Raw genomic sequence first — 18,926 nt, 5'->3', positions numbered from 1 at the left:
GTTAGCCCTCATCCGTCGCCAATTGCTTGAGCAGGTATTCTGCACCTTGTCGTTCAACTAGAAATCGAACGCGCTGACCTTCCTCAAAACCTGATAGATCCACTTCATCGCCAACGGAGAAGTTCATCTCACCGGCCTGCCAGTTCCACTCTGCCACAGGGAGATGGTTTAAGGTGATCATGCCAAAGTCGGCCATCAGCATAGAAATATCGCCTTGCAACCAAAGCTCGCCAGCAACAACAGAGTCATCCACTTTGTAGTCGACAATTTCGTACTGGCCAGACTCGGTTTTTTGCATTTCAAACTCTATGCTTTGGCCTGTTGTGAATGCACTCGTATCGACGTCTTTAGCGAGAGTAAAGTTCATGACCATGCCCGGCCAATCCCATTCAGGTACCGGCTGGTGGTTGATCGTCAACATGCCATGATCAGCCATGACATCGGTGATCTCTCCCTTAGCCCAAACGGTCTCCTCATCGGGTTCAACACCATTAATGCGCGCAAGGTCGGCAGATTGGCTGGATTCAGAGTCGAGCATAAAGTGTGCGGAAGTCACCACTTGATCGTTTTGGGTTAAGCCCTGCAAAACCTCAACCCGATCTCCAGCTTCGCGGCCTGTTTCTATGCGAGCAGAGCGGTATTTTCCTTGGCCTTGTGACAGAACGATGCGAGCCATGCCGCCAGAGCGTATTACCGCAGATTTAGGAATAGTCAGTACCGACTCTTCACTGACAGGTTGAAGAGCAATGTTGGCGAACATATTGGGCTTGAGCTCGCCATCTGGGTTAGGGAATTTAAGTCTGACGCGCAGAGTACGAGTATTAGGATCAAGAATCGGGTAGACGTAGTCGACCTTACCCTGCCATTCGTTGCCCGGAATGGCATCCAATGTCATCGAAGCTTCGCTGCCAGCTTTAATCCATTGCGCCTGACGTTCGAATACTTCTGCGTCTACCCAAACATTGTTCAGCGGGCCAGCGCTGATCACAGCTTGCGCGGGTGACAAATACCCCCCTTCGCGAATGCTTAAACTTGCAATCACACCGTTAGCTGGTGCCTTTATTTCTATCGTCTGTGACGCTTTACCGCGTTTTAGAATCGCTTTAATCTGTGCACGGTCTACACCTAGTGTCACGAGTCGTTCAGTGGCTCCTTTGACTAAGCCGGTTCGACCGGTTCGAGAGGCATTAAGTAACTCTTCCTGCGCTTTCACCAACTCAGGTGAATAGAGCGTAAACAGCACATCACCTTTGTTGACCTTCTCACCGATCGCATTGATGAACAGTTTTTCAACCCAACCCGCGACGCGTACGTTGGTTTGCCACAGTTGGCTTTCATCAAACGCAATGTAACCGACTGTTTCAATGCGAGGGGAGAGAGGTTCTAGGGTAACGGGTTCGGACTTGACGCCGAGGTTGTTTTCTACCGACGGATCAATCGTAATGGTTCCGAGTTTATCTTGTTCTCCCGCCATGTCTTCGGCGTAAACTGGAATTAAGTCCATGCCCATTGGTGACTTACCGGGTTTATCTCGTTTGTAGTTTGGGTCCATTGGTGCGACCCAGTAGAGAGGTTCAGCAGAATTAGAAGAACCAGACTCCGCCCTGGCGTCCATTCCCATGCTAGATCCGGCTAGGAAATGATTAGCGGAATAGCCCAGTGCGCCTCCTACCAACAGAGCGATAGCAGCGATTTGTAATGTTTTCATGTCAGATACCTTATTCTTGTTCGCCTTGAGCCAAAGTGACTGGCTCAACTTGATAATCAAAACCGTCCAGTAGGGCAGCTAAGTTGCTGTTCACAATGTTTAAATCTGCAATCAGACGTTGCTGTTCGAGTTGCAGGGCAAGCTCATCGGCAGAGGCCGTAATGACATCGTTAAATTGAGACGTGTTGTTCTGATAACCTCGCTCAACTGCGCGAATTCGTGCGTTGGCCTGAGGAAGAAGGGTGGACTGATACCGTTCTAGTCGTTGGGCTAAATTGGTTCGGTCGACAAGCAAGGCGTTGACTTTGGCATTCATCTGAGCCAGTAACGTGTCTTTCTGGGACTTGGCCGCGCCGACCTGATATTGAGCCGCAGCGAGATTTCTGTCCTGACGGTTTCCCGTGAACAGAGGAATGTCCATGGTTAGATAGGAACTGACCAGGTCTGATGCAGGTTCTCCCATCATGCCGTTGGCCTGACGGTAGGCGTACATGACTTCAACGCCAAACTGAGGTTGGTAAGCCTGCTGTGCAATTTCAACCTGAGTTTCGGAAGTGGATATAGTTTGGCTGGCCATTTTTACCATTGGGTGCAGGCTGAGCTGCTGATAATACTCGGAGCTTGCTAGGTTCTCGTTCAGCTGTTGGTCGAGCTTGGCCCAGTTAAGTTGATTGGATGCGCTGACGTTCTGAATCTGTTCAGACCAATTGGTTCCCAACCATTCTGAAAGCTGGGCCATCAAGCGCTGTTGCATCTGCTGATTAGCCTGAAGCTTCTCATCCAGTTTGCTCACTTGAAGCTGAGCATTGAGCAGATCCTGAGCTTCGCTTTTACCAATCGAATAGTTGGTCTGAATGAAGCTTTCCATTTCTTTGAGCAAACGACGGTTTTCCAGCATGATGGTTTTCGCCTGCTGCTGATAACCCAGTTCAAGCCAGAGTTGGGTCATGCTGTTAATGACATCCAGTTCTCGGGCATCAATTTGTAAACCGACGCCATCCGCTTGTTGATTGCTTTTCTTTTGTTGTAACTCCAGTGTCGAGCCACGCTCAAATTGTTGCATCAATCCGACGGAAATGTTCGTCATCGGATCTTCGTCGAATTTGAAGCTGTCTACAGGTAGGCCACCGAAGCCAACTTTGATTTTGGGGTCCATTAGCGTGGCACTGGCAACGCCGGTCTCGCGCAAAGCTTGTGACTGAGCAAAATATTGCTTTCGATTGCTGTCGTTATTGAGTGCCATGCTGATCAATTGTGATAGCACGACTTGCGGCTGGTGAGCCTGCTCTTGCAAGTTGCTTGCTGATACAGGCGCAAACCAGACCGCGGCGCTGACAGAAAGCGCCAGAATCCTTGGTTTGATTTTCACTTTATTGTCCGTTTCCGAGTGCCTAACAGGCACGAAAAACCATCTCCCAAAGCCATAGGCTGGGAGTCGATAACAGAGAACGGATTACGCTATCGGAGGGCGATAGAGTGAGCTTAAACGGGTAATGACCTGACCTTGGACATCTGAATGGATCAGAGCCAACTGAGTCGAGATTAGTAGAGGTTTATCAATTCGGGGAATGGGGGCGAAAACCGTTGCACACATCACGCTACAACAGTTATGAACCATCTCTTCGCTGGTTTCACAATGGTCTGATGGAATTGAAGAATCTGTCAGCGCTGAGCTCATGTTCATTGCCATGCCACAGTGAACCTGCTTGCTACCGGAATCGCTGAGCATTTCGAACGTCATTAGGGTTTCGCTAGTAGCAAAACTGGATACCAACATGGCGCTCATGCTGATAAATAGAATCCAGTATTTACGAATCGAAGGGAAGCCCATACGTAACCTAAAATGACGATGACTCGGCTAGCATAAAGCTTCCCCTAGGGGGAAGGTCAAGCGGTGTATTAGGATTCTGCCGTCGCTTCTAAATTTAAAATGGACTGTTTGATTTGCTCAGGTAAGTTTGCTTTGCAGTTGTTTTTAAAATCAAACATCACACAGGTGGCGCGCCCTACGGTACTGACTTTACCGACTTTCTTGCTCACAACCTGATACTCCATAGTGAATCTGTCTTCCTGAATGTCGACGACTTTAGAGCCTATCATCAGAGTGTCTGGATAGGTGATGGGCATTTTATAGCGGCAGCTTGTTTCGCCCAATACTGGGCCGATATGGCTTTGGCTTAGGTTGACGAGAAGATTGATGTGCTCAAAGTAGTCGAGTCTTGCGGTTTCAAAGTAGCGAAAGTAGACGACATTATTGACGTGTTGCAGAGCATCCATTTCACCCCAAGCGACCGGAATTTCTGTGATGACAGGAAAGCCTTTTAGTAACGATTCCATGCGTGTTCCTTGCATTGGTTTTTCAAAGAGCTTTTATTCTAATGCTGAATCAAGTGGTTTGGAGAAAATGTTATCAAAATGTGATCTTTAATAACTAAGTCAATACCCGTCTTTACTTATACAGATCAGAGGAGTAGGTTTTAAGGAGGTAACCTGATGGAGGATCTGCAATGACCGCACCCGATGGTTTTAATCTCGCCAAAGTCGATAAGCGTACTGACTGGACGCCAGAGTTATTCAGTTTACGCCTTACTGGCGCCCCTCTCACCTTTAAAGCGGGCCAATTTACTAAGCTTGCACTATATGACGATGATGGCCAATTGGTCAGCCGAGCGTATTCAGTCGTCAACGCACCACTCAACAGCAGCGATATACTGGAATTTCTGATTGTATCCAACCCAGAAGGTAAACTGACTCCCAAGCTGCAGCAGTTGAAAGAGGGGGATTCTATCTACGTAGGAACTACTGCCTACGGGGATTTAATTTTGAGCTCCATCCCTAAACCGACTCAAGACTTATGGCTGCTTTCAACGGGGACAGGAATCGGTCCTTTCTTGTCTTTACTTGATGATATTAATGTTCGCCCGGGGTATGAAAAGATTGTTTTGGTACATGGTGTGAGGCATGAAAAAGATTTAGTGTATCGATACTTGATTGAGCAGTTAGTTGAACAATATGAAGGGCGTTTGGTTTATGTGCCTGTCGTGTCAAGAGAGCAGTGCCCTAACGCCTTGTATGGCCGCATTCCTCAGCTGTTGGATCAACGTGAAATTCAAGAAAGAGCGCAGGCAGAGCTCACTCAGGAGAACAGCTTTGTCATGCTGTGCGGAAACCCAGAAATGATCAAAGAGACCACCAAGACTCTGCAAGGGTTTGGGTTAGAAAAATTCCGTCGAGCGACAGGTGGTAATATTACTTTTGAGCGCTATTGGTAGGGCTCAATTATCGTAGGGAACTTGTTTGAGTTTCCACATTTCAACCGTGTGCTTGGATTTATCACATAATCCAAGCAAGATCTGATACTTGGGATCGTAAGGTTCGCCAATGTAGGTTGTTCTGATCAACTCATTGGTTTTTAAGTCCACTTGAGTGACAACTCGGCCTTTAAAGTTTTGGAAGATCACAAACTGCTCGCTTTCATACACCATCTGCTCGCGATAAAACCAAAAGTTGTCAGCAGTATGGAGTAGGCGACATTTCAAAGGTAAAGAGCTCGCATCGACTGTTGGTGCGGGCGTTGTCAGCAATAGCACGTGCAAAAGTAAAGGGCTCATCTCTCCCTCCTTTACCACCTCTCAAATTAACTTAAGTATAGGTAAGAGACTTTATTTTGCTGATCTAGGTTGGCAGGTAAAACAAAGGCCCTGAAAGGGCCTTTGAAAAAAGATTGATTGGCAATCTGAGATTAGAAAATCAGATGGGCGACTCCAGCAATCACAGGCAGTGTGATTAAAGTACGTAGAATGAAGATAGCAAACAGTTCAAAGATGTTCACTGGGATACGGCTGCCAAGTAACAGCGCACCAACTTCAGACATGTAAATCAGCTGAGTGACAGACATAGCAGCGATGACGAAACGTGTCATTTCGTTATCAATAGACGACGCTAGAATCGCTGGGATAAACATATCTGCAAAACCAACCACGATAGTTTCAGAGGCCGCTGCCGCTTCTGGGATGCCTAATAGCTCAAGGAACGGGATGAATGGTTGACCTAGGAAGCTAAACACCGACGTGTACTCAGCAATCACTAGAGCAATCGTACCTAGACCCATTACTACAGGTAGCACGCCAAATACCATGTCTACCGCGTTACGCACGCCTTCACCAAAGACATCTTTAAATGATTTCACTTGGCTCGCTTTCGCCAGTGCCAGCTCCATACCCCAAGACACGCTTGTATGGCCTGAAGGAATAGCATCGGCATCTTTTGCTGGCTTAGTGCCATCGATGAAAGCGTCTTTCTTCATGCTTAGAGGAGGCAAGCGAGGAATGATGATTGCCGCGACAATACCCGCCAGACAGATTGCACCGTAGAAAGGTAAGAACAAGTGCTCTAGTTCAACCTGAGCAAGAACGACTAAGCTGAACGTGATGGATACTGCTGAGAATGTTGTACCCACGACAGCCGCTTCGCGCTGTGTGTAGAATTTGTTTTCGTATTGCTTGCTGGTCAGCAGGATACCGACTGAGCCATCGCCAAGCCAAGAAGCCATACAGTCGATAGCACTACGACCAGGTAAGTTAAACACTGGGCGCATCACTTTACTTAGCAGTGTGCCAAACAGCTCTAGCAAACCAAAGTTAAGTAGCAGTGGGAGCAGTAGACCTGCAAAGATGAATACTGAGAATAGCGTTGGCAGCAAACCTTCTAGTACTAGGCCGCCAGTATTTTCTTCCCATACGGCTTCAGGGCCAACCTGGAAGAAGGTCATCGCAACAGCAAGACCACCAATAACACGCACTGCCAACCAAAGAGGGCTTGGGTTAAACAGACTGTTCAAAAATGGGTTGTTAGCAATAAATGCAGGGTTCTTAATACGACATAGCAATGATGTTGCCGCCATAAATAAGATGATAGAAGTGACCATACCTACAAGGTGATCACCAAATACAGCTTGGATGGATTTTGCCAGTACGGCGACTGGAATGGTGATATCACCGTCATAGCTAATCGGCGCCATGAAAAGAAACAGACCCAGTAAAGAAGGGATAAAGAACATCCAAAAGTTGCCTTTACCTTTCGTCTGTTTGATAGATTGAGCGTTATTCTGCATTACAATTCTCGTGTTACTACTAGTCAATATGATAGGCCAATCCACCTGGCATATATATTCACTATACATCTGCATTTAATCATCGGGCGCAAGCCTACTGTCTTTTGAATACCTTTGCAATACTATTCAATAAAAACCGCTAAATATTCATGATTAAATGTGCTATTTTCGTTCAATGGTGGATTTTTGTTTTGCTGATGTTAATTTGATTGAAATTATGTTGCAACCGTGAACTGTGTGTGGTCTTTATTTTTATTTTGAATAATAGAGGTGGGACTCATAAATTCAGTGTTGAGCCGCTAGGTGGGGCAAGGTGTTGAGCGTTTTTAGGTGAATTAAAGTGGGTAGAGAGAAAAATGTCGAAATCGGATAAATAGACATTTTGAGAGAATAAAGTCAGCGATTTAATCGTGAAAACAAAAAACCGCCCAGTCAGACTAGGCGGTTTTTACTCAATTATCGAGCCGTTTTATTTGCCGCTTACCTGGCCAAGTTTTAGCCAAGTATCAATCACAGTATCTGGGTTGAGTGACACAGAGCTGATACCTTGATCCATTAGCCATTCAGCCAGATCATCATGGTCAGATGGACCCTGACCACAAATACCGACGTATTTACCAGCTTTAGTTGCAGCATCGATAGCCATTTGCAGCATGGCTTTAACAGCAGGGTTGCGTTCGTCAAACAGGTGAGCCACGTCGCCTGAATCACGGTCTAGGCCCAGTGTTAGCTGAGTCATATCGTTAGAACCGATTGAGAAACCGTCAAAGTACTTGAGGAACTCGTCTGCCAGCACGGCATTAGATGGTAGCTCACACATCATGATGACTTTCAGACCCTGATCGCCACGGCGCAGATCGAACTTCGCAAGAAGATCGATAACCGATGCAGCCTCGCTCGGAGTTCGCACAAATGGGATCATGATTTCAACGTTCTTCAGACCCATCTCATTACGAACACGCTTAATCGCCTGAGTTTCTAGCTCGAAACAGTCTTCAAATACAGGTGAGATATAACGTGACGCACCACGGAAGCCCAGCATAGGGTTTTCTTCATGCGGTTCGTAACCTTTACCGCCAACGAGGTTGCTGTACTCGTTGGACTTAAAGTCAGACATACGAACGATGACACGTTTTGGCCAGAATGCCGCCGCGATAGTCGCGATACCTTCAGTCAGCTTGCTAACGTAGAAATCGATAGGATCTTTATAGCCACGGATACGCTGAGTGATTTCTGCTTTTAGCTCGTCACTCTGTGCATCGAAGTTCAGCAGTGCTTTCGGGTGAATACCAATCATCTTGTTGATGATGAATTCAAGACGCGCCAAGCCAACACCTTCGTTTGGAATCTGCGCGAAGTCGAATGCACGATCTGGGTTACCGACGTTCATCATCACTTTAGTTGGCAGCAGTGGCAGTTCATCAACCGCAGAACGCTTCACTTCAAAGTCCAGCTCACCTTGATAAACGTAACCTGTCTCACCTTCAGAACAAGAGACAGTAACGGTAGCGCCGTCTGTCAGCTTAGATGTGGCATCGCCACAGCCAACGATTGCTGGAATACCGAGCTCACGCGCGATGATAGCTGCGTGACAAGTACGGCCACCACGGTTGGTGACGATTGCCGAGGCCTTCTTCATTACTGGTTCCCAGTCTGGGTCAGTCATGTCAGTAACCAGCACATCGCCATCTTGAACCAAAGACATTTGGTCTAGCGAGTCAACCAGACGTACTGGGCCAGATCCGATACGCTGACCGATAGCACGGCCTTCGACCAAAACTTCTGCTTTGTTGTTCAGCTCGTAACGCTCAATCACGTTCTGTTCGCTTTGAGAACATACGGTTTCTGGGCGAGCTTGAACAATGTAAAGCTTGCCATCAATGCCATCTTTCGCCCACTCGATATCCATCGGACGCTGGTAGTGCTTTTCGATGATCATCGCTTGTTTTGCCAGTTCTTTGATCTCTTCGTCATTAAGAGAGAACTGCTCACGCTCTTGTGCTGAGGTATCAATAATATCGACTTGCTTGCCAATTTCTTGGTTGGCCGAGTAGATCATCTTGATAAGTTTAGAACCGAATGTCTTCTTAACAATCGGATGCTGACCCGCTTCAAGCATTGGCTTGTGAACGTAGAACTCGTCCGGGTTTACTGCACCCTGAACGACCATTTCCCCTAGACCCCAAGAGGAAGTGATGAACACAACCTGATCAAAGCCAGATTCAGTGTCTAGGGTGAACATAACACCTGAAGAGGCTTTATCTGAGCGCACCATGCGTTGGATACCCGCAGACAGCGAGATACCACGGTGGTCAAAACCTTGGTGCACACGGTAGGAGATAGCGCGGTCATTAAACAGAGATGCGTAAACGTGTTTCGTTGCTTCAAGTACAGCATCGATACCTTTTACGTTAAGAAACGTTTCTTGCTGGCCCGCGAAAGAGGCATCCGGCAAGTCTTCAGCAGTTGCTGAAGATCGAACGGCGACTGAAAGCTCGGTATTACCTTCAATCAGTTCTTGGTAGTCGTTACGAATATCCTGCTCTAGGTCAGCAGGGAAGGGAGCTTCTAAAACCCATTGACGGATGGTGGCACCTGTCTTGCGCAGAGCTTCTACATCCTCAACGTCTAGTTCATCGAGCAGTTGGTGGATACGTTCATCCAGACCTTCATAATCAAGGAATTGGTTAAACGCGTAAGAAGTAGTCGCAAAACCATTCGGTACTGAAACGCCAGCATTCGATAGATTTGAAACCATTTCTCCAAGCGAAGCGTTTTTACCGCCGACTTTGTCGACATCTTCCATGGATAGGCTATTGAACCAGAGGGTGTTCTTTTGCATGTCTTTCTCCAGAAACATTGCAGCTTTGTAGGGAAAGGCAAACGATTACGCGTGGGCTCAAAAAATTTTAACAATTTTTCAAAGCTGTGGGGGACGTAACTGTCAGCCGGGTTTTATTATCGATATTATGGTGACCATCCTACTCAAAAGAATTTTAAAGTTTAAATAAAACATGCAAATTGATATTCAAAGTCGTGATGTATTCTATGTTTCTGACGGAACGGCCATAACATGTGAGACATTAGGCCATGTTGTTTTGGGTCAATTCCCGTTTAACGCTAACGAAAAAACGTTTCCGTTTGTCGAAAGTGAAGATAAATTGGCTGATCTTCTCAAAGAGATTGAGCTGTCTTACCAAGAGCACGGAGTGAAACCTTTAGTGTTCTTTTCCATCGTTATTCCGGAGATCAAACAGAAATTATTGAAAGCCCCTGCGTTCAGCTACGATGTGCTGGCGAGTATCGTCCAACAGGTTAAAGATGATATCCAGATGGAGCCAAAACCGAAGCTGCAGCGCTCACGGAGTGTGGGTAAAGATTCTGATACTTATTTTGATCGTATCGCAGCAATTGAGTACACCTTAGCGCATGATGATGGAATTACGCTTAAGGGGCTAGATAAAGCTGACATTATCTTATTGGGTGTATCGCGAAGTGGAAAAACGCCAACCAGCCTTTATATGGCGATGCAATTTGGCCTGCGAGTTGTGAACTATCCATTCATTGAAGAAGACATTCGTCGCCTAAGACTGTTGCCAGAATTCGAAATTCATCGCCATAAGTTGTTTGGCTTGACGATAGATCCTGAAAGATTGACGGAAATTCGCGAGAACCGTTTGGCGGGCAGTGAATATGCGAGTACAGAACAGTGCATCAATGAACTCGAGAGTGTGGAGGCGCTATTCCGTAGAGAAGCGATTCCGTATATCAATACTTCATCGTTATCAGTTGAAGAGATTTCAACTCGTATTCTTGAGAAAGCAGGGTTAAGAAGACGTTTACTGTAAAATGAGTGGGCTTATCGTTGGATCAGACAGTCTTCACTTGGTCTGACGTTCTCTCAAACCTTTATCGAGAATTTTTTTCAGCGCTGGCCCATGCTCATACTGCTTAGAAATCAGCATATAAAACTTATGCTTAGGCATATTTGGAATCGGCTTAGATTCAATGTCTTCACTTACGTAAGTAATTCCCCAAACGTTTCTAATGCCTTCCAGTATCTCTTGCCAAGACAGAATAACCTCGCATCGCAGCTGATGAAGCTCTGTGACGAGCTCATGCATACTGTGCGTGTACTGCTCTACGTTCGTTAACCTAAAATCACCATAGTTATAGCCATGGAGCCCGCACACTTTGTACTGTTCTAATTCTGCTGCGCGATTAATGGATATGCCTTGTGGAAACTGCGATTTTTTGTATAGGTAGTAGGGGGTGATGTGATAGTACCAAGTTGTATATAGGTAGTGCTTTGCACGCTCTTCAGAGTGGGAAGCGCTGACTGCTATTTGAAACTCCCCGTTCTTGGTGCCTTTCAGGCAACGGGTCCACGATGTCATAGTAAAATTGAATGTGATGTTTTGTGGCAGCAAAAGCTCATTAAGTACTTCGAGATCAAGGCCTTTGACATCTTCTCCATCTAGGTATGTATAGGGAGGCCAGTCAATAGAGTCGCCGCAGATACTCAGGTGCACGTCACGTAACTCTATCGCCTTTGCTAGGGTGTTAGAGCTCATCAGAAGAATCAGAAGGCAAAAACAAACTCGTGAATTCATCGGGGTGTTTTCATTGTCATTGTTAAAGACAAGTATAGGCACCCCGAGAGGGTTTAAGCTACCTTGCGCGCTGAAACGGTCTTAGGTGTTGGCCGAAAACGTTAATCAGTGCGCCAATAACGATTAGTGAGCCGCCTAAATATGTCCAATAGGATGGGATTTCGTTAAACACCCAAGCGCCAAGCAGAGCTGAGAAAACAATTTGTACATAGGAATAGGCTGAGGCTTTCCCTGCGGCTTGAGTCTGCATCGCTTTGGTTAGCCCATACTGACCTATCTGGGTAAAGACGCCAACTAGGATCAGCATCATGGTCAAAAATAGACTTGGCCACACAAAATCATCGCCTATCAACACCATAGAGGTTGGTAGGGCCATCAGTGGAAAATAGAAAATAATCACTGAGCTGTCTTCTGTTTGACTTAACTTTCGAACGATGACATAAGCAATAGAACTACCCATGGCTCCAAGCAGTGCCATCATCACGCTGAATAGCGGTAAGTCTGAGCTGGAACCGGCTTGCATGCTGGGTTGTACTATGACGCCTAACCCTAAAAGGCAAAGTGCGATGCAAAGCAGGGTAGAGAATTGAATGCGCTCTTTTAGGAAGAAAACGCCCAATAATGCAGTAAATACAGGATGAACATATTGAAGTATGGTTGCTTCCGCGAGCGGGAGGGTTGTCACCGAATAGTAAACACACATGAGAGCGACCGTACCGACTGCACCGCGAAGCATTAACAAGGGCTTATTGTGCCCCCAAACTGAAATGCGCTTGCGCTTGACATCCAAGTAACTGATCACCAAAGAAACTAGTGCCCGAGCAGCAACTATCTCAAACACGGGAATACCATAGTTGCTTACGTACTTCACGCAGGCTGACATCAAGGCAAAGCCAAGTGCAGAAAGCAACATAAAGCGCACCCCGACAGGAATGATAGAGAAAGTGGTATTCATAGAAAATAGGTCGCTAGCAGAAAGTAGAAGTCGAACTTTAACATATTTGCCAGTTTGAAAGCGTTAGGCAGATGAAAGAAGGGTTGGGATATAAAAAAGCGGCCGTTCAAGCCGCTTTAAAACCATTACTGTTTCTACTCTTGTATTTTAGTGGTCGAGGCTTGTCTGGTGTTCACTAATCAACATGTCCAGCGCTAGTTCTGCTTTTTCTTCCGCGACGGAAAAGCTATCAGCTGCATCAAATGCTTCGACGACTTCGTAGTAGCATTTCAGCTTAGGCTCTGTGCCTGATGGGCGAACGATGACGCGTGCTCCGCCAGATAGTTGATAAATCAGTACATCACTCGTTGGTAGGTCAATAGATTCAGTTTTTCCGTCTGCAAAGGTACGTGTTGAAGACTTCAAATCTTCAATCACTTCGACTTTACGGCCCGCGATTTGACTTGGCTGCGCGGCCCGTAGCTTGTCACCTACAGGCGGTGCTTTTGGATCCAGTGCTGTGCTATGTTGAGCATTGATGTACATACCGTGCTCGCGATAAATGCTTTCCAGCTGATCCCACACCGTTTTCCCCTGACTCTTTAACTCGGCGGTTAGCTGAGAGAAAGCGACCAGAGCAGACAAGCCATCTTTATCCCACACTTTATTACCCACGGTGTAGCCTAGTGCTTCTTCATAAGCGAACAAGAATTGCTTCTCTGCGGTTTGTTTTTGCATGGCGATATTGGTCAGCCATTTGAAACCAGTTAGAGTTTGGTAGTATTCAGCCCCATGAGAAAGCGCAATCCTCTTGAGTAGAGTGGAGGACACTATGGTGTTACCAATCAGTTGTTTGGTTGCATCAGTACGGTTCAGTAGGTAGTGACCAAAGAGAGAGCCCACCTGATCGCCGGTCAGCATCTGGTATTCGCCATCAGGTCGACGAGCAGCCACTGCAAAGCGGTCTGCGTCAGGGTCATTGGCGCAAGCGATGTCGGCGTTATTAGCTTTTGCCAACGCGACCACCATATCCATGGCACCAGCTTCTTCTGGGTTAGGGAAGTTGACGGTTGGGAAAGCACCATCCGGTTCACGCTGCTCAGCGACACTGTAAACTTTGCTGAAGCCAGCATCTTTTAACAATGTTTCTGCCATATCAGCACCGACACCATGCATTGCGGTATAGGCAATGCCAACCGCCTCTGGCTGTTGATGATTGGCCAGTAGTGGATTGCCATTCATCGTTTGGCGGTAAGTTTCGTAGTAGTCTTGTTTTAGCCACACGAGAAGATCATGCTTTTCTGCATCATCAAGGTTCATCAGAGGAATGGGTTTAGTCGCGGCTTCGTCGATTTCTCCAGCGATACCCGAATCATGCGGTGGAATGATTTGTGCACCGTTTTCCCAATATACTTTGAAGCCATTGTACTCTGGTGGGTTGTGGCTGGCTGTGACAACAACAGCGGCGGCAGCATTAAAATGGCGTACACCAAAGGCGGCAATCGGTGTTGCTGCCACATCGTGAGTCAAATACACTTTGATACCCAGTGATGTCAGGACTGAGGCGGTATCATGAGCGAACTGTTTTGAATCCGGACGACCATCATAACCAATAACAACACCGCGTTTTTCCGCGTCTTGCACCTGTTGGATGAGGTAGTGGCCAAGTCCAGCAGCGGTTTCCTGAATAACCAGTCGGTTCATGCGGTTTGGACCACAGCCCACTTTTCCGCGTAAACCTGCAGTACCAAACTCTAGCCTCTGACTGAATCTGTCTGTTAATTCTTGGTATTGCTCTTCATCAATTAAACGCTGAAGTTCTTCACGTGTAAGTGGATCCGGATCTTTTTCCAACCAACGAGTAACTTGTTCCATCATAACTTATTTCTACCTTTGACTATTGTTATCCCAAGTGTATGACATTTGAGAAATAATGGATGGATATTAAATGATATTGATTATCACTTGCGAGAGCGCAATCGTTAAATCAAGTATTGTGATCAATCTTCAATTTAACCTGCTCAAATAAGCAACATTTCCATTAGCACTTTCTTGCACAATTCTTAAAGGCCAACTAGCTTTTATTAACATAACTATAACAAAATACGTCAAATTTGCTGTTTACAAGGAATTTTCCGCACCCATTTGCCCAATAGGACTTTTTTGTGTCATTTAGGCTTAGGGCGCCTTGATTAAATCATCAGAGATGATGCCTCAGGCAGAGGAGAGGTCTTTTGAAAAGATTACAGGTTTCACTGTGGCAACTGATCAATTTTTTGTTTGTTGGTTTTGCTACTTCAGTTAATGCTGAAGAAAACACCTTGAACATGACTAAAGGTGTGACAGGTATCAGTAATGAAGTCTATGACTTACACATGCTGATTTTCTATATCTGTTGCGCTATTGCTGTCGTAGTCTTCGGGGCCATGTTCTATTCCATGTACCATCATAGAAAATCAAAAGGGGCAGTGGCAGCTAACTTCCATGAAAGTACCAAAGTGGAAGTTATCTGGACGGTCATTCCTATTATCATTTTGGTTTTAATGGCGATTCCGGCAACGCGCACACTGGTGGCGATGGAAGATACTTCCCAATCCGATCTGACGGTCAAAATTACAGGTTCTCAATGGAAGTGGCATTACAGCTACTTTGGTGAAGATGTCGAATTTTTCAGCTTGTTAGCAACCAGCCAAAAAGCTATTGATGGTATAGAGGACAAAGGCGCACATTACCTTCTTGAAGTTGATAACCCTCTCGTGTTGCCAATCAATCGAAAAGTACGATTCCTCCTGACTTCCGATGATGTGATTCACTCTTGGTGGGTCCCTGATTTTGCAGTGAAAAAAGACACTATTCCTGGGTTTATTAATGAAGCATGGACACGTATTGATGAGCCTGGTGTGTATCGAGGTCAGTGTGCAGAGTTATGTGGCCGAGCCCACGGATTTATGCCAATTGTCGTTCATGCCATGGAAGAGGATAAATACGACGCTTGGTTGTTGGCGAAAAAAGCAGAGATAGAGAAAGCGAAACAAGAAGCTGCCGCCTCTTTGACCGCATCGCTGTCGCAAGAAGAATTGATGACGATAGGCGAGAAAGTGTATGTCGACCGATGTGCCGTCTGTCATCAGGTCAGTGGTGCGGGTATTCCGGGGGCATTCCCTGCAATCACTGGTAGTAAAGTCGTGAATGGTGATGTTTCGAATCACATTGATATCGTGGTCAATGGCCGATCAGGAACAGCGATGCAGGCATTTGCTAATCAGTTGTCTGACAAAGAAATTGCCGCTGTCGTGACTTACCAACGTAACGGTTTAGGAAACAGTACGGGTGATGTGGTGCAAGCATCCGATGTGAATGCATTTAAGGCATCCAAGGAGGGACAATGAAAACGTCCAAACCTGAGTCAATGAATTCTGAATCAGTAAAATCAGCACCAGCGGCTGATGCCGAGTTAGGAAGAGCAAACAGTGCGATTGCCATTGATGAACACGATGATCATGAGCATCACGAAGCGCCTTCTGGCATAGCCCGCTGGATTTATTCGACCAACCACAAAGACATCGGGACGCTTTACCTTTGGTTCAGTTTCATTATGTTCCTGACCGGCGGAGCGATGGCGATGATCATCCGCGCTGAGCTATTTCAACCCGGTCTGCAATTGGTCGAGCCTCAGTTTTTTAACCAGATGACCACAGTTCATGGTTTAATCATGGTGTTTGGTGCGGTCATGCCAGCCTTTACTGGCTTAGCCAACTGGATGATTCCGATGATGATTGGCGCACCAGATATGGCGTTGCCAAGGATGAACAACCTCAGTTTTTGGATCTTACCTTTTGCGTTCTTAATCCTGATTGCTTCGTTATTTACTGAAGGTGGAGGCCCTGATTTCGGCTGGACATTCTATGCGCCGCTTTCTACGACTTATGGGCCTGACAGTACTGCGCTGTTTGTGTTCTCAGTTCACATTATGGGGATTAGCTCGATCATGGGCGCGATCAATGTGATTGTCACCATCGTCAATATGAGAGCGCCGGGGATGACTTGGTTCAAGATGCCAATGTTTGTTTGGACTTGGTTGATTACTGCTTTCTTGTTGATTGCCGTCATGCCTGTACTGGCGGGGGCGGTGACGATGGTTCTTACTGATAAGTACTTCGGCACATCATTCTTTGATGCTGCGGGTGGTGGTGATCCTGTGATGTTCCAGCATATCTTCTGGTTCTTCGGTCACCCGGAAGTGTACATCATGATCTTGCCATCGTTCGGTATTGTGTCGGCCATCATTCCTGCGTTCAGTGGTAAAAAATTGTTTGGTTATCACTCGATGGTGTATGCCACTTGTAGTATCGCGCTGCTGTCATTCTTGGTTTGGGCACATCATATGTTTACAACAGGGATGCCCGTATTCGCCGAACTATTCTTTATGTATTGCACCATGCTGATTGCAGTGCCCACTGGGGTCAAAGTGTTCAACTGGGTGGCTACGATGTGGCGGGGCGCGATGACATTCGAGACACCGATGTTGTTTGCCATTGCTTTCATTATTCTGTTTACCATCGGTGGGTTCTCCGGTCTTATGCTGGCGATTGTTCCTGCTGACTTCCAGTATCACGATACGTATTTTGTGGTTGCGCATTTCCACTATGTGCTGGTTTCAGGAGCGGTATTCTCGATTATGGCAGCCGCTTATTATTGGTTACCTAAATGGACGGGGCATATGTATGACCACAAGTTGAGCTTGTGGCATTTCTGGTGCTCAGTAATTTCGGTCAACGTCTTATTCTTCCCGATGCATTTCCTTGGCTTAGCTGGGATGCCACGACGCATTCCTGACTATGCAATTCAGTTTGCCGACATCAATCAGATAGTGTCGATTGGTGGTTTTGCCTTTGGTTTGTCTCAGCTCATTTTCCTCTGGTTAGTGATTAAATGTATCCGTGGAGGAGAAAAAGCTGAGGCAAAACCGTGGGATCGTGCTGAAGGGTTGGAGTGGACAGTACCAAGCCCAGCACCGCACCATACATTCTCTACCCCACCGAAAGTGGATTGAGGGAAGCGTTATGGATGGAAAACAGCAATCCAATAACAAGTTAACCTTAAAACTGCTGGCAGCAGTGGTGGCAATGTTTGGCTTTGGTTTTGCGCTTGTCCCGTTATATGACGTGATGTGCGAGGCATTAGGAATCAATGGAAAAACAAACACTGAGTCTGCGCTACAGCCACAGGGGATGGTTCCTGACACATCACGTCTTATTCGAGTTGAGTTTATGGCACACAGAAATCAGGGTATGCCTTGGTTGTTCGAACCTAAGCAACAGTCAATGGATGTGCATCCCGGAGAAGTGATTCAGACGGCCTACATAGCAACAAACCAGTCATCCATAGCAACTATCGGTCAAGCCGTCCCTTCGGTATCACCGGGTATGGGGGCGTCATATTTCAACAAAATTGAATGTTTCTGCTTTAATCGCCAACCACTGGAAAGTCTGGCGAAAGCCGAGATGCCTTTGATTTTCTACATTGAGCCAGACATTCCGGAGTCGATTCATACATTAACGCTGTCGTATACCCTCTACGACATTACGGATAAGGTTCCTCAACCCGTTGAAGTAGCACGAATGGAACCGAGTGGCGACCTCACACAGCAAGGAGCTAAGCCATGAGTTCAAAACATCAATCATATTATGTTCCGGCTCAAAGCAGCTGGCCAATTGTCGGAGCGGTTGCGCTGTTTCTTATCGCAGTTGGTGCGGGGATCACGGTGCAGAACATGGCCGAAGGTGGAGAAGGCAGTGTTTTCGGCAAGCTGATTCTACTGGCTGGATTCCTGTTCCTGCTCTACATGTTTGCGGGTTGGTTTAGTAATGTGATTACCGAGTCGATGACAGGTAAGTATTCTGAGCAAATCTCGCGCTCTTTCAGGCAAGGGATGAGTTGGTTTATCTTCTCTGAAGTGATGTTCTTTGGCGCCTTTTTCGGAGCACTGTTTTATACGCGCATGATCTCAGTGCCTTGGTTGGGTGGCGCGAGTAACAACGCTATGACTCATGAAGTTCTGTGGCCTGCGTTTGAAGCACTTTGGCCACTGACGACCACACCCGATGGTGTCACAACTCAAGCGATGGGGTGGCAGGGGATTCCGCTCATCAACACCCTGATTCTTCTGACTTCTTCTATTACTTTGCATATGGCCCATACGAGTCTTGAGCAGAACAAACGCATGGCGCTCATTGTATGGCTAGAAATTACGATTGTTCTGGCGGGCTTTTTCCTTTACTACCAAGGTGTTGAGTATGCCCATGCTTATCAGGATCTGAATCTTACTCTGCAATCCGGGATATATGGCAACACTTTCTTCTTATTGACTGGCTTCCACGGCATGCACGTTTTGTTAGGGACGACATTCTTAATCATACTGCTCGCCCGTGTGGCAAAAGATCATTTTACTCCTAAGGATCACTTCGCGTTTCAGGCAGGCAGCTGGTACTGGCACTTTGTCGATGTGGTTTGGCTATGTCTGTTTGTTTTTGTTTATGTGCTGTAGGTGTGTTCGCC

General features: G+C 46.5%; 16 protein-coding genes. 6 read left to right on the top strand and 10 right to left on the bottom strand.

Annotated features, from left to right (window positions below; genetic code table 11):
* Position 1: 1 nt before the first annotated feature.
* The 4 genes from L1D31_RS02625 to L1D31_RS02610 all read right to left on the bottom strand — a co-directional run bounded on the left by L1D31_RS02625 (position 2) and on the right by L1D31_RS02610 (position 4,045).
* Positions 2 to 1,708 (bottom strand): efflux RND transporter periplasmic adaptor subunit, encoded by a 1,707-nt coding sequence (locus tag L1D31_RS02625; RefSeq protein ID WP_239835532.1) that lies wholly within the window; start codon positions 1,706 to 1,708, stop codon positions 2 to 4.
* Positions 1,709 to 1,718: 10 nt separating this feature from the next.
* Positions 1,719 to 3,077 (bottom strand): TolC family protein, encoded by a 1,359-nt coding sequence (locus tag L1D31_RS02620; RefSeq protein WP_239835531.1) that lies wholly within the window; start codon positions 3,075 to 3,077, stop codon positions 1,719 to 1,721.
* 84 nt (positions 3,078 to 3,161) lie between these two features.
* The gene (locus L1D31_RS02615) at positions 3,162 to 3,539 is read right to left on the bottom strand and encodes a hypothetical protein (RefSeq protein WP_239835530.1); all 378 of its coding nucleotides are present in this window, start codon (positions 3,537 to 3,539) and stop codon (positions 3,162 to 3,164) included.
* Positions 3,540 to 3,607: 68 nt separating this feature from the next.
* Positions 3,608 to 4,045 carry a thioesterase family protein gene (locus tag L1D31_RS02610; RefSeq protein WP_239835529.1) on the bottom strand — a complete coding sequence of 146 codons (438 nt, stop codon included), beginning with the start codon at positions 4,043 to 4,045 and terminating at the stop codon, positions 3,608 to 3,610.
* A gap of 170 nt (positions 4,046 to 4,215) precedes the next feature.
* Between L1D31_RS02610 and L1D31_RS02605 the strand changes: the two genes are divergently transcribed.
* Positions 4,216 to 4,980, top strand: coding sequence for a ferredoxin--NADP reductase (locus L1D31_RS02605; RefSeq protein ID WP_239835528.1), 765 nt, complete (start codon positions 4,216 to 4,218; stop codon positions 4,978 to 4,980).
* Between the two features lie 3 nt (positions 4,981 to 4,983).
* Here the strand turns inward: L1D31_RS02605 and L1D31_RS02600 are convergent, their stop codons facing one another.
* The 3 genes from L1D31_RS02600 to ppsA form a co-directional block, all read right to left on the bottom strand.
* Positions 4,984 to 5,319 carry a hypothetical protein gene (locus L1D31_RS02600; RefSeq protein WP_239835527.1) on the bottom strand — a complete coding sequence of 112 codons (336 nt, stop codon included), beginning with the start codon at positions 5,317 to 5,319 and terminating at the stop codon, positions 4,984 to 4,986.
* Positions 5,320 to 5,450: 131 nt separating this feature from the next.
* The gene (locus L1D31_RS02595; protein ID WP_239835526.1) at positions 5,451 to 6,821 is read right to left on the bottom strand and encodes a YjiH family protein; all 1,371 of its coding nucleotides are present in this window, start codon (positions 6,819 to 6,821) and stop codon (positions 5,451 to 5,453) included.
* 469 nt (positions 6,822 to 7,290) lie between these two features.
* Positions 7,291 to 9,663 carry a phosphoenolpyruvate synthase gene (ppsA, locus tag L1D31_RS02590; protein WP_239835525.1) on the bottom strand — a complete coding sequence of 791 codons (2,373 nt, stop codon included), beginning with the start codon at positions 9,661 to 9,663 and terminating at the stop codon, positions 7,291 to 7,293.
* Between the two features lie 172 nt (positions 9,664 to 9,835).
* On the opposite strand from ppsA, the gene L1D31_RS02585 reads away from it, so the two are divergent.
* Positions 9,836 to 10,669: a pyruvate, water dikinase regulatory protein gene (locus L1D31_RS02585; protein WP_239835524.1), complete on the top strand. Its 834-nt coding sequence runs from the start codon at positions 9,836 to 9,838 to the stop codon at positions 10,667 to 10,669.
* A gap of 33 nt (positions 10,670 to 10,702) precedes the next feature.
* Here L1D31_RS02585 and L1D31_RS02580 read toward each other — a convergent pair whose 3' ends face one another.
* The 3 genes from L1D31_RS02580 to L1D31_RS02570 all read right to left on the bottom strand — a co-directional run bounded on the left by L1D31_RS02580 (position 10,703) and on the right by L1D31_RS02570 (position 14,246).
* Positions 10,703 to 11,395 carry a transporter substrate-binding domain-containing protein gene (locus L1D31_RS02580; RefSeq protein WP_239835523.1) on the bottom strand — a complete coding sequence of 231 codons (693 nt, stop codon included), beginning with the start codon at positions 11,393 to 11,395 and terminating at the stop codon, positions 10,703 to 10,705.
* 97 nt (positions 11,396 to 11,492) lie between these two features.
* A complete protein-coding gene (locus L1D31_RS02575; protein WP_239835522.1) occupies positions 11,493 to 12,389 on the bottom strand; it encodes a DMT family transporter in 897 nt (298 codons plus the stop codon).
* A gap of 147 nt (positions 12,390 to 12,536) precedes the next feature.
* A complete protein-coding gene (locus L1D31_RS02570) occupies positions 12,537 to 14,246 on the bottom strand; it encodes a phospho-sugar mutase (protein ID WP_239835521.1) in 1,710 nt (569 codons plus the stop codon).
* 356 nt (positions 14,247 to 14,602) lie between these two features.
* Here L1D31_RS02570 and coxB point away from each other — a divergent pair, with 356 nt between their 5' ends.
* The 4 genes from coxB to L1D31_RS02550 are packed head-to-tail and all read left to right on the top strand — an operon-like array spanning position 14,603 to position 18,915.
* The gene (gene coxB / locus L1D31_RS02565; protein WP_239835520.1) at positions 14,603 to 15,757 is read left to right on the top strand and encodes a cytochrome c oxidase subunit II; all 1,155 of its coding nucleotides are present in this window, start codon (positions 14,603 to 14,605) and stop codon (positions 15,755 to 15,757) included.
* Entirely contained in the window at positions 15,754 to 17,421 is a 1,668-nt protein-coding gene (gene ctaD / locus L1D31_RS02560; RefSeq protein ID WP_021457923.1) for a cytochrome c oxidase subunit I, read from the top strand. Before coxB ends, ctaD begins: the two co-directional genes overlap by 4 nt.
* Before the next feature lie 10 nt (positions 17,422 to 17,431).
* Positions 17,432 to 18,034 carry a cytochrome c oxidase assembly protein gene (locus tag L1D31_RS02555; protein WP_239835519.1) on the top strand — a complete coding sequence of 201 codons (603 nt, stop codon included), beginning with the start codon at positions 17,432 to 17,434 and terminating at the stop codon, positions 18,032 to 18,034.
* On the top strand, positions 18,031 to 18,915 hold the full coding sequence (locus L1D31_RS02550) for a cytochrome c oxidase subunit 3 (RefSeq protein WP_239835518.1): 885 nt from the start codon (positions 18,031 to 18,033) through the stop codon (positions 18,913 to 18,915). Before L1D31_RS02555 ends, L1D31_RS02550 begins: the two co-directional genes overlap by 4 nt.
* Positions 18,916 to 18,926 lie beyond the last annotated feature (11 nt).

Origin of the sequence: Vibrio sp. Isolate23 (genome assembly GCF_022398095.1) — a bacterium.
In the GTDB taxonomy this organism is placed as follows: Bacteria; Pseudomonadota; Gammaproteobacteria; order Enterobacterales; family Vibrionaceae; genus Vibrio; species Vibrio coralliilyticus_A.
The sequence above is the reverse complement of the archived record's forward strand: the minus strand, read 5'-3'. Positions and strand labels throughout refer to the sequence as shown.

Coding starts and splice junctions, on each gene's coding strand:
- L1D31_RS02625 (WP_239835532.1), bottom strand. CDS start 1,708: ATGAAAACATTACAAATCGCTGCTATCGCTCTGTTGGTAGGAGGCGCA.
- L1D31_RS02610 (WP_239835529.1), bottom strand. CDS start 4,045: ATGGAATCGTTACTAAAAGGCTTTCCTGTCATCACAGAAATTCCGGTC.
- L1D31_RS02575 (WP_239835522.1), bottom strand. CDS start 12,389: ATGAATACCACTTTCTCTATCATTCCTGTCGGGGTGCGCTTTATGTTG.
- L1D31_RS02580 (WP_239835523.1), bottom strand. CDS start 11,395: ATGAGCTCTAACACCCTAGCAAAGGCGATAGAGTTACGTGACGTGCAC.
- L1D31_RS02615 (WP_239835530.1), bottom strand. CDS start 3,539: ATGGGCTTCCCTTCGATTCGTAAATACTGGATTCTATTTATCAGCATG.
- L1D31_RS02550 (WP_239835518.1), top strand. CDS start 18,031: ATGAGTTCAAAACATCAATCATATTATGTTCCGGCTCAAAGCAGCTGG.
- ctaD (WP_021457923.1), top strand. CDS start 15,754: ATGAAAACGTCCAAACCTGAGTCAATGAATTCTGAATCAGTAAAATCA.
- ppsA (WP_239835525.1), bottom strand. CDS start 9,663: ATGCAAAAGAACACCCTCTGGTTCAATAGCCTATCCATGGAAGATGTC.
- L1D31_RS02595 (WP_239835526.1), bottom strand. CDS start 6,821: ATGCAGAATAACGCTCAATCTATCAAACAGACGAAAGGTAAAGGCAAC.
- L1D31_RS02600 (WP_239835527.1), bottom strand. CDS start 5,319: ATGAGCCCTTTACTTTTGCACGTGCTATTGCTGACAACGCCCGCACCA.
- L1D31_RS02555 (WP_239835519.1), top strand. CDS start 17,432: ATGGATGGAAAACAGCAATCCAATAACAAGTTAACCTTAAAACTGCTG.
- L1D31_RS02585 (WP_239835524.1), top strand. CDS start 9,836: ATGCAAATTGATATTCAAAGTCGTGATGTATTCTATGTTTCTGACGGA.
- L1D31_RS02570 (WP_239835521.1), bottom strand. CDS start 14,246: ATGATGGAACAAGTTACTCGTTGGTTGGAAAAAGATCCGGATCCACTT.
- L1D31_RS02605 (WP_239835528.1), top strand. CDS start 4,216: ATGACCGCACCCGATGGTTTTAATCTCGCCAAAGTCGATAAGCGTACT.